Origin of the sequence: Stakelama flava (genome assembly GCF_019351405.1) — a bacterium.
GTDB lineage: Bacteria > Pseudomonadota > Alphaproteobacteria > Sphingomonadales > Sphingomonadaceae > Sphingomonas > Sphingomonas flava_A.
On sequence record NZ_JAHWZX010000001.1, the window covers coordinates 241,345 to 255,310 of the forward strand.

General features: G+C 62.1%; 19 protein-coding genes and 1 other RNA gene. 10 read left to right on the plus strand and 10 right to left on the minus strand.

All coding sequences use genetic code 11. From position 1 onward, the window contains the following. Positions 1-30: 30 nt before the first annotated feature. Positions 31-1,062: a phage shock protein operon transcriptional activator gene (gene pspF, locus KY084_RS01115; RefSeq protein WP_219236582.1), complete on the minus strand. Its 1,032-nt coding sequence runs from the start codon at positions 1,060-1,062 to the stop codon at positions 31-33. A 190-nt stretch (positions 1,063-1,252) separates the two neighbouring features. On the opposite strand from pspF, the gene KY084_RS01120 reads away from it, so the two are divergent. From KY084_RS01120 to KY084_RS01165, 10 genes are all read left to right on the plus strand, one after another. Further along, the gene (locus KY084_RS01120) at positions 1,253-1,744 is read left to right on the plus strand and encodes a TonB C-terminal domain-containing protein (RefSeq protein ID WP_219236583.1); all 492 of its coding nucleotides are present in this window, start codon (positions 1,253-1,255) and stop codon (positions 1,742-1,744) included. Between the two features lie 91 nt (positions 1,745-1,835). Continuing rightward, positions 1,836-2,504 (plus strand): phage shock protein PspA, encoded by a 669-nt coding sequence (gene pspA, locus KY084_RS01125; RefSeq protein ID WP_219236584.1) that lies wholly within the window; start codon positions 1,836-1,838, stop codon positions 2,502-2,504. Between the two features lie 4 nt (positions 2,505-2,508). Further along, on the plus strand, positions 2,509-2,781 hold the full coding sequence (pspB, locus tag KY084_RS01130; protein ID WP_219236771.1) for an envelope stress response membrane protein PspB: 273 nt from the start codon (positions 2,509-2,511) through the stop codon (positions 2,779-2,781). A gap of 3 nt (positions 2,782-2,784) precedes the next feature. After that, the gene (gene pspC, locus KY084_RS01135; protein ID WP_219236585.1) at positions 2,785-3,165 is read left to right on the plus strand and encodes an envelope stress response membrane protein PspC; all 381 of its coding nucleotides are present in this window, start codon (positions 2,785-2,787) and stop codon (positions 3,163-3,165) included. A 27-nt stretch (positions 3,166-3,192) separates the two neighbouring features. Beyond that, positions 3,193-3,489, plus strand: coding sequence for a hypothetical protein (locus tag KY084_RS01140; protein ID WP_219236586.1), 297 nt, complete (start codon positions 3,193-3,195; stop codon positions 3,487-3,489). Between the two features lie 15 nt (positions 3,490-3,504). Beyond that, positions 3,505-3,780 (plus strand): hypothetical protein, encoded by a 276-nt coding sequence (locus KY084_RS01145; RefSeq protein ID WP_219236587.1) that lies wholly within the window; start codon positions 3,505-3,507, stop codon positions 3,778-3,780. 29 nt (positions 3,781-3,809) lie between these two features. Continuing rightward, positions 3,810-4,064 carry a hypothetical protein gene (locus KY084_RS01150; RefSeq protein ID WP_219236588.1) on the plus strand — a complete coding sequence of 85 codons (255 nt, stop codon included), beginning with the start codon at positions 3,810-3,812 and terminating at the stop codon, positions 4,062-4,064. Positions 4,065-4,086: 22 nt separating this feature from the next. Further along, positions 4,087-4,332, plus strand: coding sequence for a hypothetical protein (locus tag KY084_RS01155; protein ID WP_219236589.1), 246 nt, complete (start codon positions 4,087-4,089; stop codon positions 4,330-4,332). Between the two features lie 105 nt (positions 4,333-4,437). Continuing rightward, positions 4,438-4,845, plus strand: a complete 408-nt coding sequence (locus tag KY084_RS01160; protein WP_219236590.1) for a SufE family protein — start codon at positions 4,438-4,440, stop codon at positions 4,843-4,845. Positions 4,846-4,918: 73 nt separating this feature from the next. Beyond that, positions 4,919-6,781, plus strand: a complete 1,863-nt coding sequence (locus KY084_RS01165; RefSeq protein WP_219236591.1) for an AsmA family protein — start codon at positions 4,919-4,921, stop codon at positions 6,779-6,781. Between the two features lie 22 nt (positions 6,782-6,803). Here KY084_RS01165 and KY084_RS01170 read toward each other — a convergent pair whose 3' ends face one another. The 9 genes from KY084_RS01170 to KY084_RS01210 form a co-directional block, all read right to left on the minus strand. Then, complete coding sequence (locus tag KY084_RS01170) at positions 6,804-7,112, minus strand: (2Fe-2S) ferredoxin domain-containing protein (RefSeq protein WP_219236592.1); 309 nt, start codon at positions 7,110-7,112, stop codon at positions 6,804-6,806. Continuing rightward, a complete protein-coding gene (locus tag KY084_RS01175; RefSeq protein ID WP_219236593.1) occupies positions 7,109-7,648 on the minus strand; it encodes a J domain-containing protein in 540 nt (179 codons plus the stop codon). The genes KY084_RS01170 and KY084_RS01175 overlap by 4 nt, the downstream gene beginning before the upstream one ends. A 56-nt stretch (positions 7,649-7,704) precedes the next feature. Further along, an RNA gene (gene rnpB / locus KY084_RS01180) (RNase P RNA component class A) lies at positions 7,705-8,067 on the minus strand. A gap of 12 nt (positions 8,068-8,079) precedes the next feature. Further along, positions 8,080-8,769 (minus strand): N-acetylmuramoyl-L-alanine amidase, encoded by a 690-nt coding sequence (locus KY084_RS01185; RefSeq protein ID WP_219236594.1) that lies wholly within the window; start codon positions 8,767-8,769, stop codon positions 8,080-8,082. 73 nt (positions 8,770-8,842) lie between these two features. Next, positions 8,843-9,712, minus strand: a complete 870-nt coding sequence (locus KY084_RS01190) for a CheR family methyltransferase (RefSeq protein WP_219236595.1) — start codon at positions 9,710-9,712, stop codon at positions 8,843-8,845. Continuing rightward, positions 9,709-10,773 carry a chemotaxis protein CheB gene (locus KY084_RS01195; RefSeq protein ID WP_246586760.1) on the minus strand — a complete coding sequence of 355 codons (1,065 nt, stop codon included), beginning with the start codon at positions 10,771-10,773 and terminating at the stop codon, positions 9,709-9,711. The genes KY084_RS01190 and KY084_RS01195 overlap by 4 nt, the downstream gene beginning before the upstream one ends. An 11-nt stretch (positions 10,774-10,784) precedes the next feature. Then, positions 10,785-11,150 carry a response regulator gene (locus KY084_RS01200; protein WP_219236596.1) on the minus strand — a complete coding sequence of 122 codons (366 nt, stop codon included), beginning with the start codon at positions 11,148-11,150 and terminating at the stop codon, positions 10,785-10,787. Between the two features lie 75 nt (positions 11,151-11,225). Continuing rightward, positions 11,226-11,651: a chemotaxis protein CheW gene (locus KY084_RS01205; protein WP_219236597.1), complete on the minus strand. Its 426-nt coding sequence runs from the start codon at positions 11,649-11,651 to the stop codon at positions 11,226-11,228. Next, positions 11,651-13,963 (minus strand): chemotaxis protein CheA, encoded by a 2,313-nt coding sequence (locus KY084_RS01210; protein WP_219236598.1) that lies wholly within the window; start codon positions 13,961-13,963, stop codon positions 11,651-11,653. The genes KY084_RS01205 and KY084_RS01210 overlap by 1 nt, the downstream gene beginning before the upstream one ends. Positions 13,964-13,966 lie beyond the last annotated feature (3 nt).

Here is a 13,966-nt window from a genome sequence, read left to right on the forward strand (position 1 = left end):
GCAAGCGCAACGATTTTCGATACTCGGGATTTATCCCCCCGCATGAAGCAAATCATGCTTGCGCAAGGCATGGCGAAGCTGATCGTAGCTCAAACCCAGTGCCTCGGCCGTTGCGCGTTGATTGAAGCGATTCTCCTCAAGCGCATTGGCAAGTATGGTCCGTTCGAACTGCGCGATCCGCACCTTGAAATCCTGCCGGCTGCTGCCCGGTGTTGAAGCGGCCGGCATGGCCGGTAGGGGCGCGGCGACCGGCATGCCGGATTCCGACGCGTCTGAACCGGAAACGGGCCGATAGGGCGAAGCAAAGGGATCGATCTCGATCTCATCAACCGGACCTTCGCGATCCCATCGATATACCGCGCGTTCGACCACGTTGCGCAATTCGCGCACATTGCCCGGCCAACCGTAGGAACATAGGGCGTCGGTCGCGTTCGCGCCGAACCCTGGCCAGTCGGGCCAGCCGATCTCGGCAGCCATGCGGCGGGCGAAATAATCGGCGAGGATCATGATGTCGTCGGGACGCGCTCTCAGCGGCGGCAGCGTCACCACCTCGAAAGACAGTCGGTCGAGCAGGTCGGCGCGAAACGTTCCCCCCGCCACCCGGTCGGGCAGATGCTCGTTCGTGGCGGCGACGACCCGCACATCGGTCCGCACCGGCCGCGATGCGCCGATACGGGTGACCTCGCCATATTCGACCGCGCGGAGCAGCCGTTCCTGCGCCCCCATGGAAAGCGTGCCGAGTTCGTCGAGGAACAGCGTGCCACCATCGGCCTCCTCGAACCGCCCTGCCCGTGCCTTGGTCGCGCCGGTGAACGCACCGGCTTCATGTCCAAAAAGTTCGGCCTCGATCAGCGTTTCGGGAAGTGCGGCGCAATTCATCACCACCAAGGGCTGGTCCCAGCGCGGGCTGAGGCGGTGAAGCCGCTCGGCAACCAGTTCCTTGCCGGTGCCGCGCTCACCAATCACCAGCACCGGCCGATCAAGCGCGGCGGCCCGGCTGGCGCGTTCGAGCGCGTCGAGAAAGGCCGATGCCTGGCCGATGACTTGCGCCGTTCTGTCCATGACGACCACTTGGCGCATTTTGCCAATAGTTGGCAAGCCATAACGATCTCACCATTGCCACACCTAAACTGGAATTTTCCTAAATTGCTGTAACTACGGAATTTTATAGTTTTGGCACGGCTTCTGCATAGCTTTTGGCATCACCGCTCAGACGGTGAAACTTCGCACCAGGTTCAGGGAGGACCGTATAATGAACAGCAAGATCGCATCCATCACCCGCTCCGTTTCCGGCCTGGCGCTGGCGGCTGTTTTCGGCACCGCGTTGGTTGCCGGCGCGGTTTCCCCTGCTGCCGCGAACGGCGTTTCCGATCCCGATTGGCAGACCACCGTATCGCATCGCCTGAGCGCCAATATTCATCCCATGTCGGCCATCCTGGCCGCCACGCGGGATCAGGCGGGCGCGGTGGTCGCAGCGCATTTCGATGCCGACGGCAATTATGTCGGCAACACGCTGGAAAAAGGCACCGGCAACCATGTGCTCGACCATGAAGCGGTCCGGGCGGTCGACGCGGTAAAATATCCGCAGCTTCCCGCCAATCTGCGCGGCACCCCCCGCACCGTCGCGATGGAAGTATTCTTCAGCGACGAGGCGCGCCAAAAGAGCGGCGAGGCAATGCGCGCTGTTTCGCGCAAGATCGTCGCAAAGTACAACGACAATAGACTGGCCGCCGCCACCGAATGAAGCAGCGGTCGATTGCCGGAACGGGCTGCCCCACTCCCGCCCCGGCAATCACACTTAGTAACAATGCGTTAAACGAAGGAGTCTCGTTACCATGGGTATCTTTTCACGAACCCGGGATATCATCGCCGCCAACGTCACCGACTTGCTCGACAAGGCGGAGGACCCGGCCAAGATGATCCGCATGATCATCCTTGAGATGGAAGAAACGCTGGTCGAGGTTCGTGCTTCGGCCGCGCGCACCATCGCCGACCAGAAGGAAATGCGCCGCCATATCAACAAGCTGGAAAAGCTTCAGGACAGCTGGACCGAAAAGGCCGAGCTGGCGCTGTCCAAGGATCGTGAGGATCTGGCCAAGGCCGCGCTGATCGAACGGCAAAAGGCCGCCGACATGGTCGAACAGCTGAACGAGGAGATCACGGTGCTCGACAATGCGCTGAAGTCTTCGGAAGAGGACATCACCAAGCTGCAAAACAAGCTGCGCGAGGCGCGCACCCGGCAGAATTCGGTCATGACCCGGCTCGAATCGGCCAATAACCGCACGCGGATGCGCGAAATGTACACTGGATCGAAGATGCAGGATGCGTTTTCGAAATTCGACATGATGGAAGCGCGCGTCGATATGGCCGAGGGTCGTGCTGAAGCCGCCGGCATGGGCCAGCAAAAAACGCTTGAAGAGGAAATCGCCGAGCTGCGCTCCTCTGAAAAGGTCGAGGCAGAGCTGGAAGCCTTGAAGCGCCGCGTCGGCAAGCAGGAGGGATAACATGCTGGACGATGTATTCCTTCCGATCGTCATCGTGGGAATGCTCTTCATCGGGCTTCCCTGGGTAGTGATGCACTATGTGACAAAGTGGAAACAGGCGGCGACCATTACCGGCGAGGATGAAAAGCTGCTCGACGAGTTGCACTACACCGCCCGCCGGCTGGAAGACCGCCTGCAGACGATCGAACGCATCGTCGCTGCCGACAATCCCGACTTCCGTCCGCAGGTGCCCAGCACCCCGGACGTTTCCGAAATCGACTATTCCCGGAGGAACTGAGCCATGTCCGCAAGCCGTACCAAATTCTATCTCGACAAGCAGAACGGCCAGTGGTCGGGTGTGTGCGCAGGGATAGCCGACTATACCGGGCTGGATGTCGTCTGGGTTCGCGTCAGCGCGGTGATCCTTACGCTGGTCGGAGGCTTCCCCTGGACGCTGATCGCCTATGGCATGGTCGCCTATATGGCGCCGAAAAAGCCGGTCGATCTGTACGGCAGCGCCGAAGACGCCAGGTTCTGGCAGGGCGTGCGCACCAACCCGAAGCGTTCGACCGCCGAGGTGCGATCAAAATTCCGCGACATCGACCGCCGGCTTGCCGACATGGAAATGTTCTACACCAGCCGCAACACGCGGCTTGCCGATGAGATCGACAGCCTGCGCTGAAGCGCCTGAGGATTAGGGAGCCGAACCATGCATCACGGACAAGTTTTCGTCCTGCTCATCGTCGGCATGGCGATGGTAGCCGGAATTATCCGCCAGGTCATCCGCGCGAAATACGGATATGACCCACGCACCCGGCGCGCCGGACGCCGTGGCGGTGCGAGCGACGAAGAACTGGCGCTCACCCGGAAGATCGAACTGCTGTCGAATGAAAACGACAGGCTGACCGGCCAGATCAATCGCCTGGAGGAGCGGCTTCGCGTCCTCGAACGCATCGCGACCGACCCCGCCGAACGCACTTCGCGCGAAATCGACTCGCTACGCTGAGGAAAGGACGTAACCATGCACGACGGTTTCACGATTTTCATGCTCACTTTGGTGGTGATCGGCCTGCCGGTCGGCGGCGGCCTCCTCTTCTCGGCCTATGAGCGCTCGCTCAAGCATCGTGAGAAGATGGCGACGATGATGAACGCGCAGGCGGCGGAGAAAGCGGCGCAATATGCCGCGCAGACCGAACGGCTGGAACAACGCGTCCGGGTGCTGGAACGCATCGTCACCGACAAGGGGATCGATCTCGCCGACGAGATAGAAAAGCTGCGCGATGCGCCGCTGAACTGAAATATAAAACACGATCAGGGAGTTACTTCATGAACCCGTTCGAAATGGTGGTTGCCATCATCGTCATCGTGACCATCGGGAAAATCGTCCAGGCAAAGCTGCAGGCACAGGCGAGCGAGGCGCCCTATCGCGCCGCCGACAGTGAAGAGGCCCGGCAGATGCAGGCGGAAATCCGGGGTCTTCGCGAACGCATCGCGGTGCTCGAACGGGTCATCACCGACAATCACAGCAGCGTCAGCCTGGAGCGCGAGATCGAACGCCTTCGCGACGAAGACCGCCGCTGAACCGCATAAAAGGGGACACGATATGACCAACGATCCCAACCTCTATCTGATCATGGCGGCCACGGCGCTTACCGGACTTGCCATGATGATCGCCGCGACGCTGATCGGCTGGAAAAGCTGGCTTGCGCTCAAGAAGCAGGAATTGTCGCTGGTGCGCGGGCGCGATGTCGATGCTCCGCCGTCCTCAACCGGCGCGCGGATCGAGATCGCCGATTTGAAGGAGCGTATCCGCAAGCTGGAAGCGATCGCCGCCGGCGTCGACCTTTGAAAAAAGCCGATCGGCAACCGTGCCGCCGGCTTTGCCGCCGCTCCCGCGCTTCACTCCCGCAGGGGCGGCGGTTTCATTCATCGGTGCTGACGCTATATCGCGCCCATGCGAAGCATCGATGACCTTAGCGAAGAGTATGAATTCCTCGAACCCGACGACCGATATCGGTTGCTGATCGAACTTGGCCGCGAGCTGGAACCAATGCCGGATGCGTTGAAGACCGACGCCACGCTGGTTCGCGGATGTTCGGCAGCGGTCTGGGTCTATCCCACCGTCCGGGACGATGGCAGGCTGCATTTTCTGGCGGACAGCAACGCCGCGATCACCAAGGGGATCATCGCACTGGTACTGCTGACAGTACAGGATCAGGCCCCGCAGAAAATCACCGAATGCGATATCGAAGGCGCGCTGGATCCCTTTGACCTGAAAAATCAGCTCAGTTCGAACCGTACCCAGGGCATCCCCAATATGATCGCGCTGATCCGCGAAACCGCCGCCCGCTTTACCGGCTGATCCGGAACGATATGCCCTTTCGCGCGCTGGATCAGCGCACGAGCGAAGGGACAGGAAAATCGAACGATTTACGGTGCGTGCGAGCCACTGGCTCGGCCGTCATTGGCGTATACTGCTCGCCGGACTGGTTGCGCTGATCCTGCTCGCGCTGGCGACGCTCGCCGCCTTTCCCTGGGGCAGCCTGGACAGGACAATCGAATCCAGACTGTCGAAGGCGCTGGGTCGCCCCGTAACCATCGGGTCGATCGAACGCGAGGACAGATTTTCGCTGCACCCCGTACTCGACATACGCGACATTACCATCCCGCAGCCCGATTGGGCAGAAGCGGATACGCCGATGCTTCGCGTCCACCGGATGCGATTTGGCTTCGACGCGCTCGCCCTGCTGTTCGGAACCACGCGGATCGAGACGCTGGACATAGGCGGGGCCGACGCGCTGCTGATCCGCACAGCCGATAATCGCATCAACTGGAGCGGCGCATCGGGGAAAAGCGAAGAAGAGGGATCGTCAACGAATGCGCTTCATGCCCTTTCCTTGCAGAATGTAACGATCGCGTATCGCGACGCGCTTCAGAATCGCCGTTTCGACGTCACGCTGAACGGTGGTTCGCAAAGCGGCCTCGACGTGAAGGGTAGCGGCAGCGTCCATGGCGCGCCGGTGAGCGTGCGCGCGCATGGCGGTGCCTTTGCCGCCGAAGATGGATCCGGTCGCTGGCCCTTCGAGCTGAATATCGAGGGTCAGGCGGTAGGTTTGGTGATGCACGGAACCATGGCAAAGCCGCTCGCCACCGATAGCATCGACGCGACGGCAAGCGCCCATGGTGCAGGCCTCGCCTATGTCGACGCGCTGATCGAGGCCGGGCTTCCCGATACGCAGCCGGTGCGAATGACCGCTACCCTTGCCCGCCGCGGACCGGAATGGAAAATTGAAAAGCTGAACGGCACGGTCGGGCGATCGGATTTTTCAGGAGATGCCACGATCCGCAAAGGGGGCGGGCAGAGCCGTATCGACGGCACCTTACATGCCGACCGTTTTGATTTCGCCGATCTGTCGACCGATGCCCAGCGTGCAAAGGCGGATGCGAAACAGGCGCGGCAGGGCAAGCTGGTCGTACCCGACACCGCGATTGACCTCGATAATCTGGGCGATGTTGCAGGCGTGCTTCGCCTCCATGCCGACCGGCTGCTCGCACCCGGCTCCGATCCGTTCACCAGCCTTGACGCCACGTTGACGCTTGAAAAGAAAACACTGACGGTTTCGCCGCTGCGTTTCGGGATGCCACACGGCACCCTGTCGGGTAAAGCCGTGATTGCCCAGAAATCGGCGGGGCCGCAGCTTCACCTGCAGCTGGAACTGAATGGGGGCCAATTATCTGATCTGTTTCCGGCCAGCGGTGTCGATGCCCCTGCCCGTGGTCGCATCGACCTGACAGGAACCGGCAAGACGATCCGCGCGGCGATCGGCGCTGCCAGCGGTCGTTTGGCGCTGACCGCGCGCAACGGCGTGCTGCCCGACAAGACTGCGCTGCTGCTGGGGCAGGATGTTGGCGGCGGCCTGTTCGCGGGAAAGAAGAAACAGGCGGTCCTTCGCTGCCTGATCGCCCCGTTCACCCTCAAAAACGGAACGGCAAGTGCCGGCAATGTGCGGATAGATACCAGCCGCGCGGTCACCCGTGCAGCCGGAACGATCCGCTTCCCTTCCGAAAGCCTGAACCTGGCGTTGCACGGCGTCGCGAAACAGCATTCGACCTTGCGGATCGGCGGCGCCGTCCCGGTGCGCGGGACGATCAAATCGCCGAAAATATCACCGCCCGAAAAAGGTGATTCTGTCGGCGACGTCATCGGTCAGGTCGGAAAAGCGCTGTTTGGCGGCGATGAACCGGTTGCGACCGATATCGATTGCGATCACGCGATCACAGCAGCGATGAATTTCTGAGGCCGCCCGGCGCCGACGACCTTCATCGTTCCGGGGCGAGACCGAGCGAGCGCGCCACCTCATCAAGGTTCGCACCGGGCGCAACCAGCAGCCACTGGTCCATTCGCGAGGCGTTGACGACCGTTACGGCGTTTTTCGGGCAGACGCCGAGGCATTTCGTTTCGACGATGCCGACATGGCCCTTACGCCCTTTCTTCACGCCCAGATGTTTGCGAAGCGCCTTGGACAGCTTTTGTTTGCCATCAGCGCCAAAGCCGCCCCTGACCTTTTTCTGGCATTTGGCGCAGACAAGCGCGGCGTTGGTCCAGTTGGCGTTTATATGGCTTTTCAACCGGGTTTCCACTGACGGCGCTCTTCGACCGATTTCAGCACGTCATACGCCGCCTGAATCGCGTGGAAGCGCTTTGCGGCCTCGGCATCGTCCGGCCGCTTGTCGGGATGGTTTTCCTTGGCAAGCCGCCGCCAGGAGGCGCGAACAGCATCAAAATCGGCATCGCTGTCGAGTTCAAGGATGTCGAGAGCGCGCATCTCATCGCGCGAACGGGTGCCGTCGCCCGGTCCCGCCCAGCCATAATGCGCCGAATCGGCAAAACCCGACGCATCGCGCCGTTCATTCGCCTCACGCTGCTTCGCCTCTTCCTCGCTCAGCCCTTCGAAATAATTCCAGCCGCGATTATATTCCGCCGCGTGTTTTTCGCAGAAATACCAGCGTTCCGGGCTGTTGGGTGCTTTGGGCGCGGGGCAGGTGCCGGGTTCTTCACACCCCTGGCGGTCGCACAGGCGGACATTCGCCGCCTCACGTCCTTGTTCGCCATAGGGACGCCAGCGCGGAAAGCCCCAGTCATAGGATCGGGAAGTTCGTGCCATAAGCGTATGAAATAGGGCGCAAGCGCCGCAAAGACCAGAGCAGGACGCAGCGAAATCGTGCCAGAGGGCCTGTAAGCCGGGTTCTGTCCATCCCTTGCGGGACTGGGCGACCATTCCTCTAGGACGGTGCTTGCGCGCCGCCTCAAGCAACCAACCCGGACGGCGGGCCGGAACTGTAGCCCATTTGCCATCCCTATTCGGTCTTGCTCCCGGTGGGGTTTGCCATGCCGCCGCCGTTACCGACCGCGCGGTGCGCCCTTACCGCACCCTTTCACCGTGACCCGGTCGAAACCGGGCCGTCTGCTCTCTGTGGCACTTTCCCTGGGGTCGCCCCCGCCGGGCGTTACCCGGCACCGTCGTTTCCGTGGAGCCCGGACTTTCCTCGTGGCGCATGTCCACGCGGTCGCCCAGCCCTCTGGCACGCGCGCTAGTTAGTCGTCTCCCTGCGGTTTGGGAAGCAGCAGCGCGAGAAGAATCGCGCGGCATTCGGCATCGATGATCCCGTCGATCAGTTCGGGACGGAATCGCCGCTGAAACGCAACGACCGCAGCTTCGCCGTCCGTCACGTCGTACCCGAAACGTTCGAGCGCCAGCATGAAGCCGCCATCGGGCCAGTGCGGATCGGCAAGATTTCTGGTCGGTCGCGGAAGGACTAGGCGAAGCCGCGCCAGTTTCCCCCAGGGGAACAGCTCGCCCGGATCCTGTTTGCGCGCCGGGGCGACATCGGAATGGCCCACCACGTTTCCGCGCGTGATTTCGTACCGGTCCTTGATCGCATGGACCAGACGAATGACCGAGGCGACCTGGGGATCGGGAAAGGGGCGATAGCCGAATTCATGGCCGGGATTGACGATCTCTATCCCCACCGACGCGCTGTTGATGTCGCCGATGTCGCGCCAATGCGAACGACCGGCGTGCCAGGCGCGATTGTCTTCATCGACCAGACGATGAACCGCACCATCCTCCTCAACCAGATAATGCGCCGAAACTTTTGATTCGGCATCGGTGAGACGGGCGAGCGCCGCCGCACCGCTCTGCATCCCGGTATAGTGCAGCACGATCATCGAAACCGACAGCGTGCGCTGATCGAAATTGGGCGAAGGGTTTTCGATGAATTTCATTGCGCGCGCATATCACCGCTGGGAAAGCCGTTCTTCCCGATTGGGGGCAATATCGCGCGAAAGCAAGTCGTCGTCAGGCGGCATCGCGCGCCGTTGCGGGCGTCCGGCGGTAAAAGCCGCGAAAACGCTGGCACGGCATTAACGCCTTTGTATGCCCGATTACCGTCTCTCCTGCGCCGAGAACCAGCAGGCTTTCATCGCGCATCGCGCCCGCCAGTTTGGCGAAGACGCGTGAACGCAATTCGTCCGAAAAATACAAAAGCACATTTCGGCACAAAATCAGGTCGAACTTCCCCGGTGGCGGCGCTTCGTTGGCCAGATTGTTGCGGCGGAACTGAACACGGCGAACCAGATCGGAACGGGCGATCCATTCTTCATCGACGCTGTCGAACCAGGAAATCATTCGACGCACCGGCAGGCCTCGCTGGATTTCGAACTGGCTGAACCGCCCTGCCTGCGCGCGGCGGAGCGCCATTGCCGAAATATCGGTGGCAACGATTTCGGGAAAAGCAGGATCGTCGGCGGCGAGCCGTTCGGACAGGAGGATCGCAAGCGAAAACGGCTCCTGCCCGGTCGAACATCCTGCCGACCATATGCGAAACCGCCGCCCGTTATTTTCCGCGCGCACGGTAAGCGCCGCATCGACAATCTGATCGAGGATCGATGCATCCCGGAAGAACGACGTTTCGTGGTTCACGATCGCTTCGATAACGGTGTCGGTCAGCGGCGAGTCGGGATTGCTGACCACCGCTGTCGCAAGATCGTCCAGCGATGCGAAATCATTCAGGCGAAGCAGCGGCTGCAGTGCGGTTTCGATCCGCCAGCTGCGACTTGCCCCGACCTGCTGGCCGGTACGCTGTTCAAGGATAGCCGCGATGACGCCCAGCGCCCCTTGCGAAAGCGCGCCGCTGGCGGGACGGGCAGTGGCAGGCGAAACGATCATGCGGTGCAGCTCCGCGCGATAAACTGGCCGATTGCGTCGGGGGTCATGACTGCCGATGCGTTACCACCCGCAGCGATTGCGCCGGGCATGCCCCAGACGACAGAACTTTCCCTGTCCTGCACCAGAACGGTGCCACCTGCGTCATGCAGGCTTTGCGCGCCCAACATTCCGTCCCTCCCCATACCGCTCAATACGATCGCCAACCCGCGCGCGCCGTAAACTTCCGCCACCGAAGCCAGCATCGGATCGACCGAGGGCATGCAGCCGCTGTTCGACCGTTCCTGAACCAGCCGGATCGCTGCGCCATCGGAAATGCGAACACAGCGCATATGCGCATCGCCCGGCGCGACGATGATCCGGCCTGGCCGAATACGCATATGGTCGCTCGCCACATCGCACGGCCGGCCGGCCAGCAGGGCAAGCTGCGTCGCGAAATAGCGCATGAACGACATGGGCAGATGCTGGGTCACCAGAATCGGGACATCAAAAGCAGGCGGAATCGCCCGCAATACCTGCGACAGCGCATGAATGCCGCCGGTCGAAGCGCCGATCGCAACGATATCGAAAGCGTGGACAGGCTTCACCGAACCGGTCGGACACCCCGGCGCAGGATTGCCTGAACGCACCGTCAGGCGAACCATCCGGTCGTAAAGCGCATCGGCGAAGCGCGTCGCCAGCCTGCCCGTATCGGGCTTCACCATCGTGTCCGCGGCACCCAGCGCCAGCGCCTGAACCGCCGCCGCACCGCCTTCGTCGCAAGCCGACGATACGACAATGATCCGTGCGCCATTGCCCAGCCGAAGCAGGTCGGGAAGCGCAGTCAGCCCATCGACGCCCGGCATCTCAATGTCGAGGAGAATGATATCGACCTGATTGTGTCGCAGATGGTCGAGCGCTGCCCCGGCGTTGGGGACGGTCGCCGACACCGCAAATCCTGCGAACGAGTCGACCATTCGCGTAATCACGGTGCGCGCCACGACCGAATCGTCCACCACCAGCACACGCGACATCGCGGTTTCGCGGGCGGTATTCGTATCCATATCGTGGGTGGCGATGTTCATGACCGCGCGGTTCAGGCCATGCCGACGATCTGAAGCTTGCTTTCAAGCGTTTCGCGATCGAACGGCTTCATCACATATTCGTCCGCCCCCGCATCGATCGCGGCGCGAATATGCGCCATGCCGTTTTCGGTCGTGCAAAATATGATCTTCGGCCGATTGGTGACGTCCGATTCGCCGAGCGCCCGCAGAAAATCCATGCCGCTCATCACCGGCATGTTCCAGTCGAGCAGCACCACATCGGGTGGCGAATCAAGGCAGCTGTCCAGCGCCTGGCGGCCATCGCACGCTTCGCGAACCTCGAATTGCAAGGTTTCGAGGATATGGCGGGCGACCTGTCGAATCACTTTCGAATCATCGACTACCAGACAGCTCTTCATGAAAAATACCCTGTTGTACGCATAGAAACGAAGCGATGGCATGGCGTTCGTAAGGGCCGCGTTAACGCGCGGCGATCAGTCGGATTTTTCATCGCCATGAACCAGGCATTCGACATCGACGATCAGGATCGGTTCGCCGTCGCGCTCCACATAACCACGCCCCGCCTTTCGCCAGACGCGATCCAGTGCGATGCCGTCGGTCAGCGGATTGGCGGCGAACGGCACCACATCCTCCAGTTCCTCGACCATGACCGCGTAATGATGCCCGTCGACCTGGGTGATGACCGCCCGGCCAATCTCAGGCGAGGGCGAAAGACCGAGCGCGGCCCGGCTGTCGATCACCGTGACCACGCGGCTGCGAAGCGCACTGATGCCGCGGACATGACCGGGCGCAAGCGGAACGTCGGTGACGCCGGCAAGGTCGATGACCGATTCGACCTGTTCCGAATCGATAACGACAGGCCGTCCGGCGATTCGCGCGACGAGGTAGAGCGATTCCATCAGATGGTCCTCAGGCGTTCCGCGACGGCGCCCAACAACGCGGCGCGATCATAGCGGAATATGCCTGCACGGTCCGCCCCGCCGCCCCTGCGATCACTAAGATGCACCAGCGGCGCAGTCCCGGCCGCATCGGGTGTTTCGCCTTCGCGCGCCAGCACCACCGCCGGCGCCTGCCCTGCCTCCAATTTGAAAACCGCGCGATACCCGGCGCTTTCCAGCAGCGGTTTGACAAAGTTGCGCATCCACCCGTCGTCCGCGCCTGCCAGCAGGCATATCGGCGAGGCGTCATGCGCCGCCTCGTTCGGGCCGAATTGTTCGAACAGCCAGTTGGGATCGATCATCTCGATCTGCTCGCCCTCGACCAGCATCACCCCGGCCACCGGCCCCTGTTCCCCCGGCGTCATCTCGTCACGCACATGCACGATGTCGAACGCTTCGCGCACCGCATAGGCGATTTCACCGTCGCCGCAATTCAGCCGTAACAACGCGATGCTGCCCCGCGGCGGAAGGTCGCCCGTCACCGCGACGGTGATCATCGATCCGTCGATCGCGATGCGCAGCCGCCCGGCGGACATCGCCACCGCCTCCGCCCGCGCCTTTTCGATCCGGTCGACGACCGAAAGCGGTATGCTGCGCCGGCTGCCATCGAGATCGAGGAACATCAGCGCAGGCATGCCCAGATCTTCCTCCACCTCCGCTTCCTCCTCCGACCGGGTGAACGCGCCGTTGATGCCAAACCGGACATTGGCGCGCGCGGCGATGCCCGCACCGTCGAGCAACAGCATCGGCTGACCGCTGTCGGGCAGCGTCTGACCCCCATATACGCCGCTTGCCATGATCTGCGGCACCGCCGGTTTGATGACCAGTTCCTCGGTATCGAATACGGTATCGACCGCCAGTGCATAGCTGCCCGTGCCCATGCCGACGATGACCAGCATTCCCGCCGTCTCGTGCCCGGACGATTCGATGCGCAACACATCGCAAAGCCGGACAAGCGGCAGCTTGCGGCCGCGCACTGTGGCGATGCTTGCACTGCCCAGTTGATCTACCCGGATGTTCTGCGCGCCGGCGCTGACGATCTCCTCAACCGCCTGACGGGGCAATGCGAACGACTGGTTCCCCACGCCCAGCGTCACTGCCGAGATGATCGACAAGGTAAGTGGCAGGTGGATAGTGATCCTGAGCCCCTTTCCGGGCGAATTATCGAGTTCGATCCTGCCGCCGATCTGATCGACGCTGGCGCGCACGACGTCCATCCCGACCCCGCGGCCGGACACTTCGGTGGCGGCATCCTTTGTGCTCAGCCCTGGCTCGAAGATCAGCGCCAGCTTCGCCTGATCGGGCAGCTTGCGCAATTCCGCTTCGCTGCGCGACCCATTCTCGGCCAGTTTGCGAATCACCCGCTCGACATCGATGCCGCGTCCGTCATCGATGATTTCCATGACGATCTGATTGCCGGATTGCCGTGCCGCAACGGTCAGGCGGCCATTTTCCGGCTTTCCAGCCTTGCGTCGGTCGGCGGGAAATTCAATGCCGTGATCGATCGAATTGCGAATGATGTGGACCAGCGGATCGCGCATCGCCTCGATCATTTCGCGGTCGAGTTCGACATCGGCCCCGTCGATCGACAGCGATACCGCCTTGCCCAGGCTCGCTGCGGTATCGCGCACCACGCGGGGCAAGGGCGAAAACAAGGCGTCTAGTTTCTGCATTCGGGTCAGCGTGACCGCATCGCGCATATCGGCGACCGTCGCGGACATGCGTTCCAGCGCGGCCTCTATCGCCGGATCGCAATCGCTATCGCGCAGGCGGCGGGCCAGTTCGTTGCGCGCCAGCACCATGTCGGACATCCCGCCCATCATCCGGTCGAGCAGATCAACGCTCAGCCGCACACTACGCGACGCGGGACGAACCTGCACCGGCGCGGCGTGATGCACCTCCGCCGATCCGTCCTCCAGCGCGGCGATGAGGAGGTCCTCGCCCGAATGGTCGAGCGCTGTTCCCGCATCGATCGCTTCGACGATCTCGGCAATTCGATCGACAATGCCGAGCACGGCGTTGACCAGTTGCTGGTCCGGCGTGCGATGCCCGTCGCGAACCTGCGCCAGGACATCCTCTGCCGCATGGCTGAGCCGCTGCAACCGGGGAAGGTCAAGGAATCCGCAGCTTCCCTTTACCGTATGCACGAACCGGAAAATGGCATCCAGCCGTGCGCGATCGCCGGGCGCGGCTTCCCAAGCGACGATCTCACCCGAAAGCGTTTCCAGCGTTTCGCGTGTTTCGGCAATGAAGTCCTGAAGCAGATCGTCCATGGT

Coding starts and splice junctions, on each gene's coding strand:
- KY084_RS01145 (WP_219236587.1), top strand. CDS start 3,505: ATGCACGACGGTTTCACGATTTTCATGCTCACTTTGGTGGTGATCGGC.
- KY084_RS01200 (WP_219236596.1), bottom strand. CDS start 11,150: ATGAAGAGCTGTCTGGTAGTCGATGATTCGAAAGTGATTCGACAGGTC.
- KY084_RS01210 (WP_219236598.1), bottom strand. CDS start 13,963: ATGGACGATCTGCTTCAGGACTTCATTGCCGAAACACGCGAAACGCTG.
- KY084_RS01120 (WP_219236583.1), top strand. CDS start 1,253: ATGAACAGCAAGATCGCATCCATCACCCGCTCCGTTTCCGGCCTGGCG.
- KY084_RS01195 (WP_246586760.1), bottom strand. CDS start 10,773: ATGAACATCGCCACCCACGATATGGATACGAATACCGCCCGCGAAACC.
- pspC (WP_219236585.1), top strand. CDS start 2,785: ATGTCCGCAAGCCGTACCAAATTCTATCTCGACAAGCAGAACGGCCAG.
- KY084_RS01140 (WP_219236586.1), top strand. CDS start 3,193: ATGCATCACGGACAAGTTTTCGTCCTGCTCATCGTCGGCATGGCGATG.
- KY084_RS01175 (WP_219236593.1), bottom strand. CDS start 7,648: ATGGCACGAACTTCCCGATCCTATGACTGGGGCTTTCCGCGCTGGCGT.
- KY084_RS01160 (WP_219236590.1), top strand. CDS start 4,438: ATGCGAAGCATCGATGACCTTAGCGAAGAGTATGAATTCCTCGAACCC.
- KY084_RS01205 (WP_219236597.1), bottom strand. CDS start 11,651: ATGGAATCGCTCTACCTCGTCGCGCGAATCGCCGGACGGCCTGTCGTT.
- KY084_RS01190 (WP_219236595.1), bottom strand. CDS start 9,712: ATGATCGTTTCGCCTGCCACTGCCCGTCCCGCCAGCGGCGCGCTTTCG.
- pspF (WP_219236582.1), bottom strand. CDS start 1,062: ATGGACAGAACGGCGCAAGTCATCGGCCAGGCATCGGCCTTTCTCGAC.
- KY084_RS01150 (WP_219236588.1), top strand. CDS start 3,810: ATGAACCCGTTCGAAATGGTGGTTGCCATCATCGTCATCGTGACCATC.
- pspA (WP_219236584.1), top strand. CDS start 1,836: ATGGGTATCTTTTCACGAACCCGGGATATCATCGCCGCCAACGTCACC.
- KY084_RS01155 (WP_219236589.1), top strand. CDS start 4,087: ATGACCAACGATCCCAACCTCTATCTGATCATGGCGGCCACGGCGCTT.
- KY084_RS01185 (WP_219236594.1), bottom strand. CDS start 8,769: ATGAAATTCATCGAAAACCCTTCGCCCAATTTCGATCAGCGCACGCTG.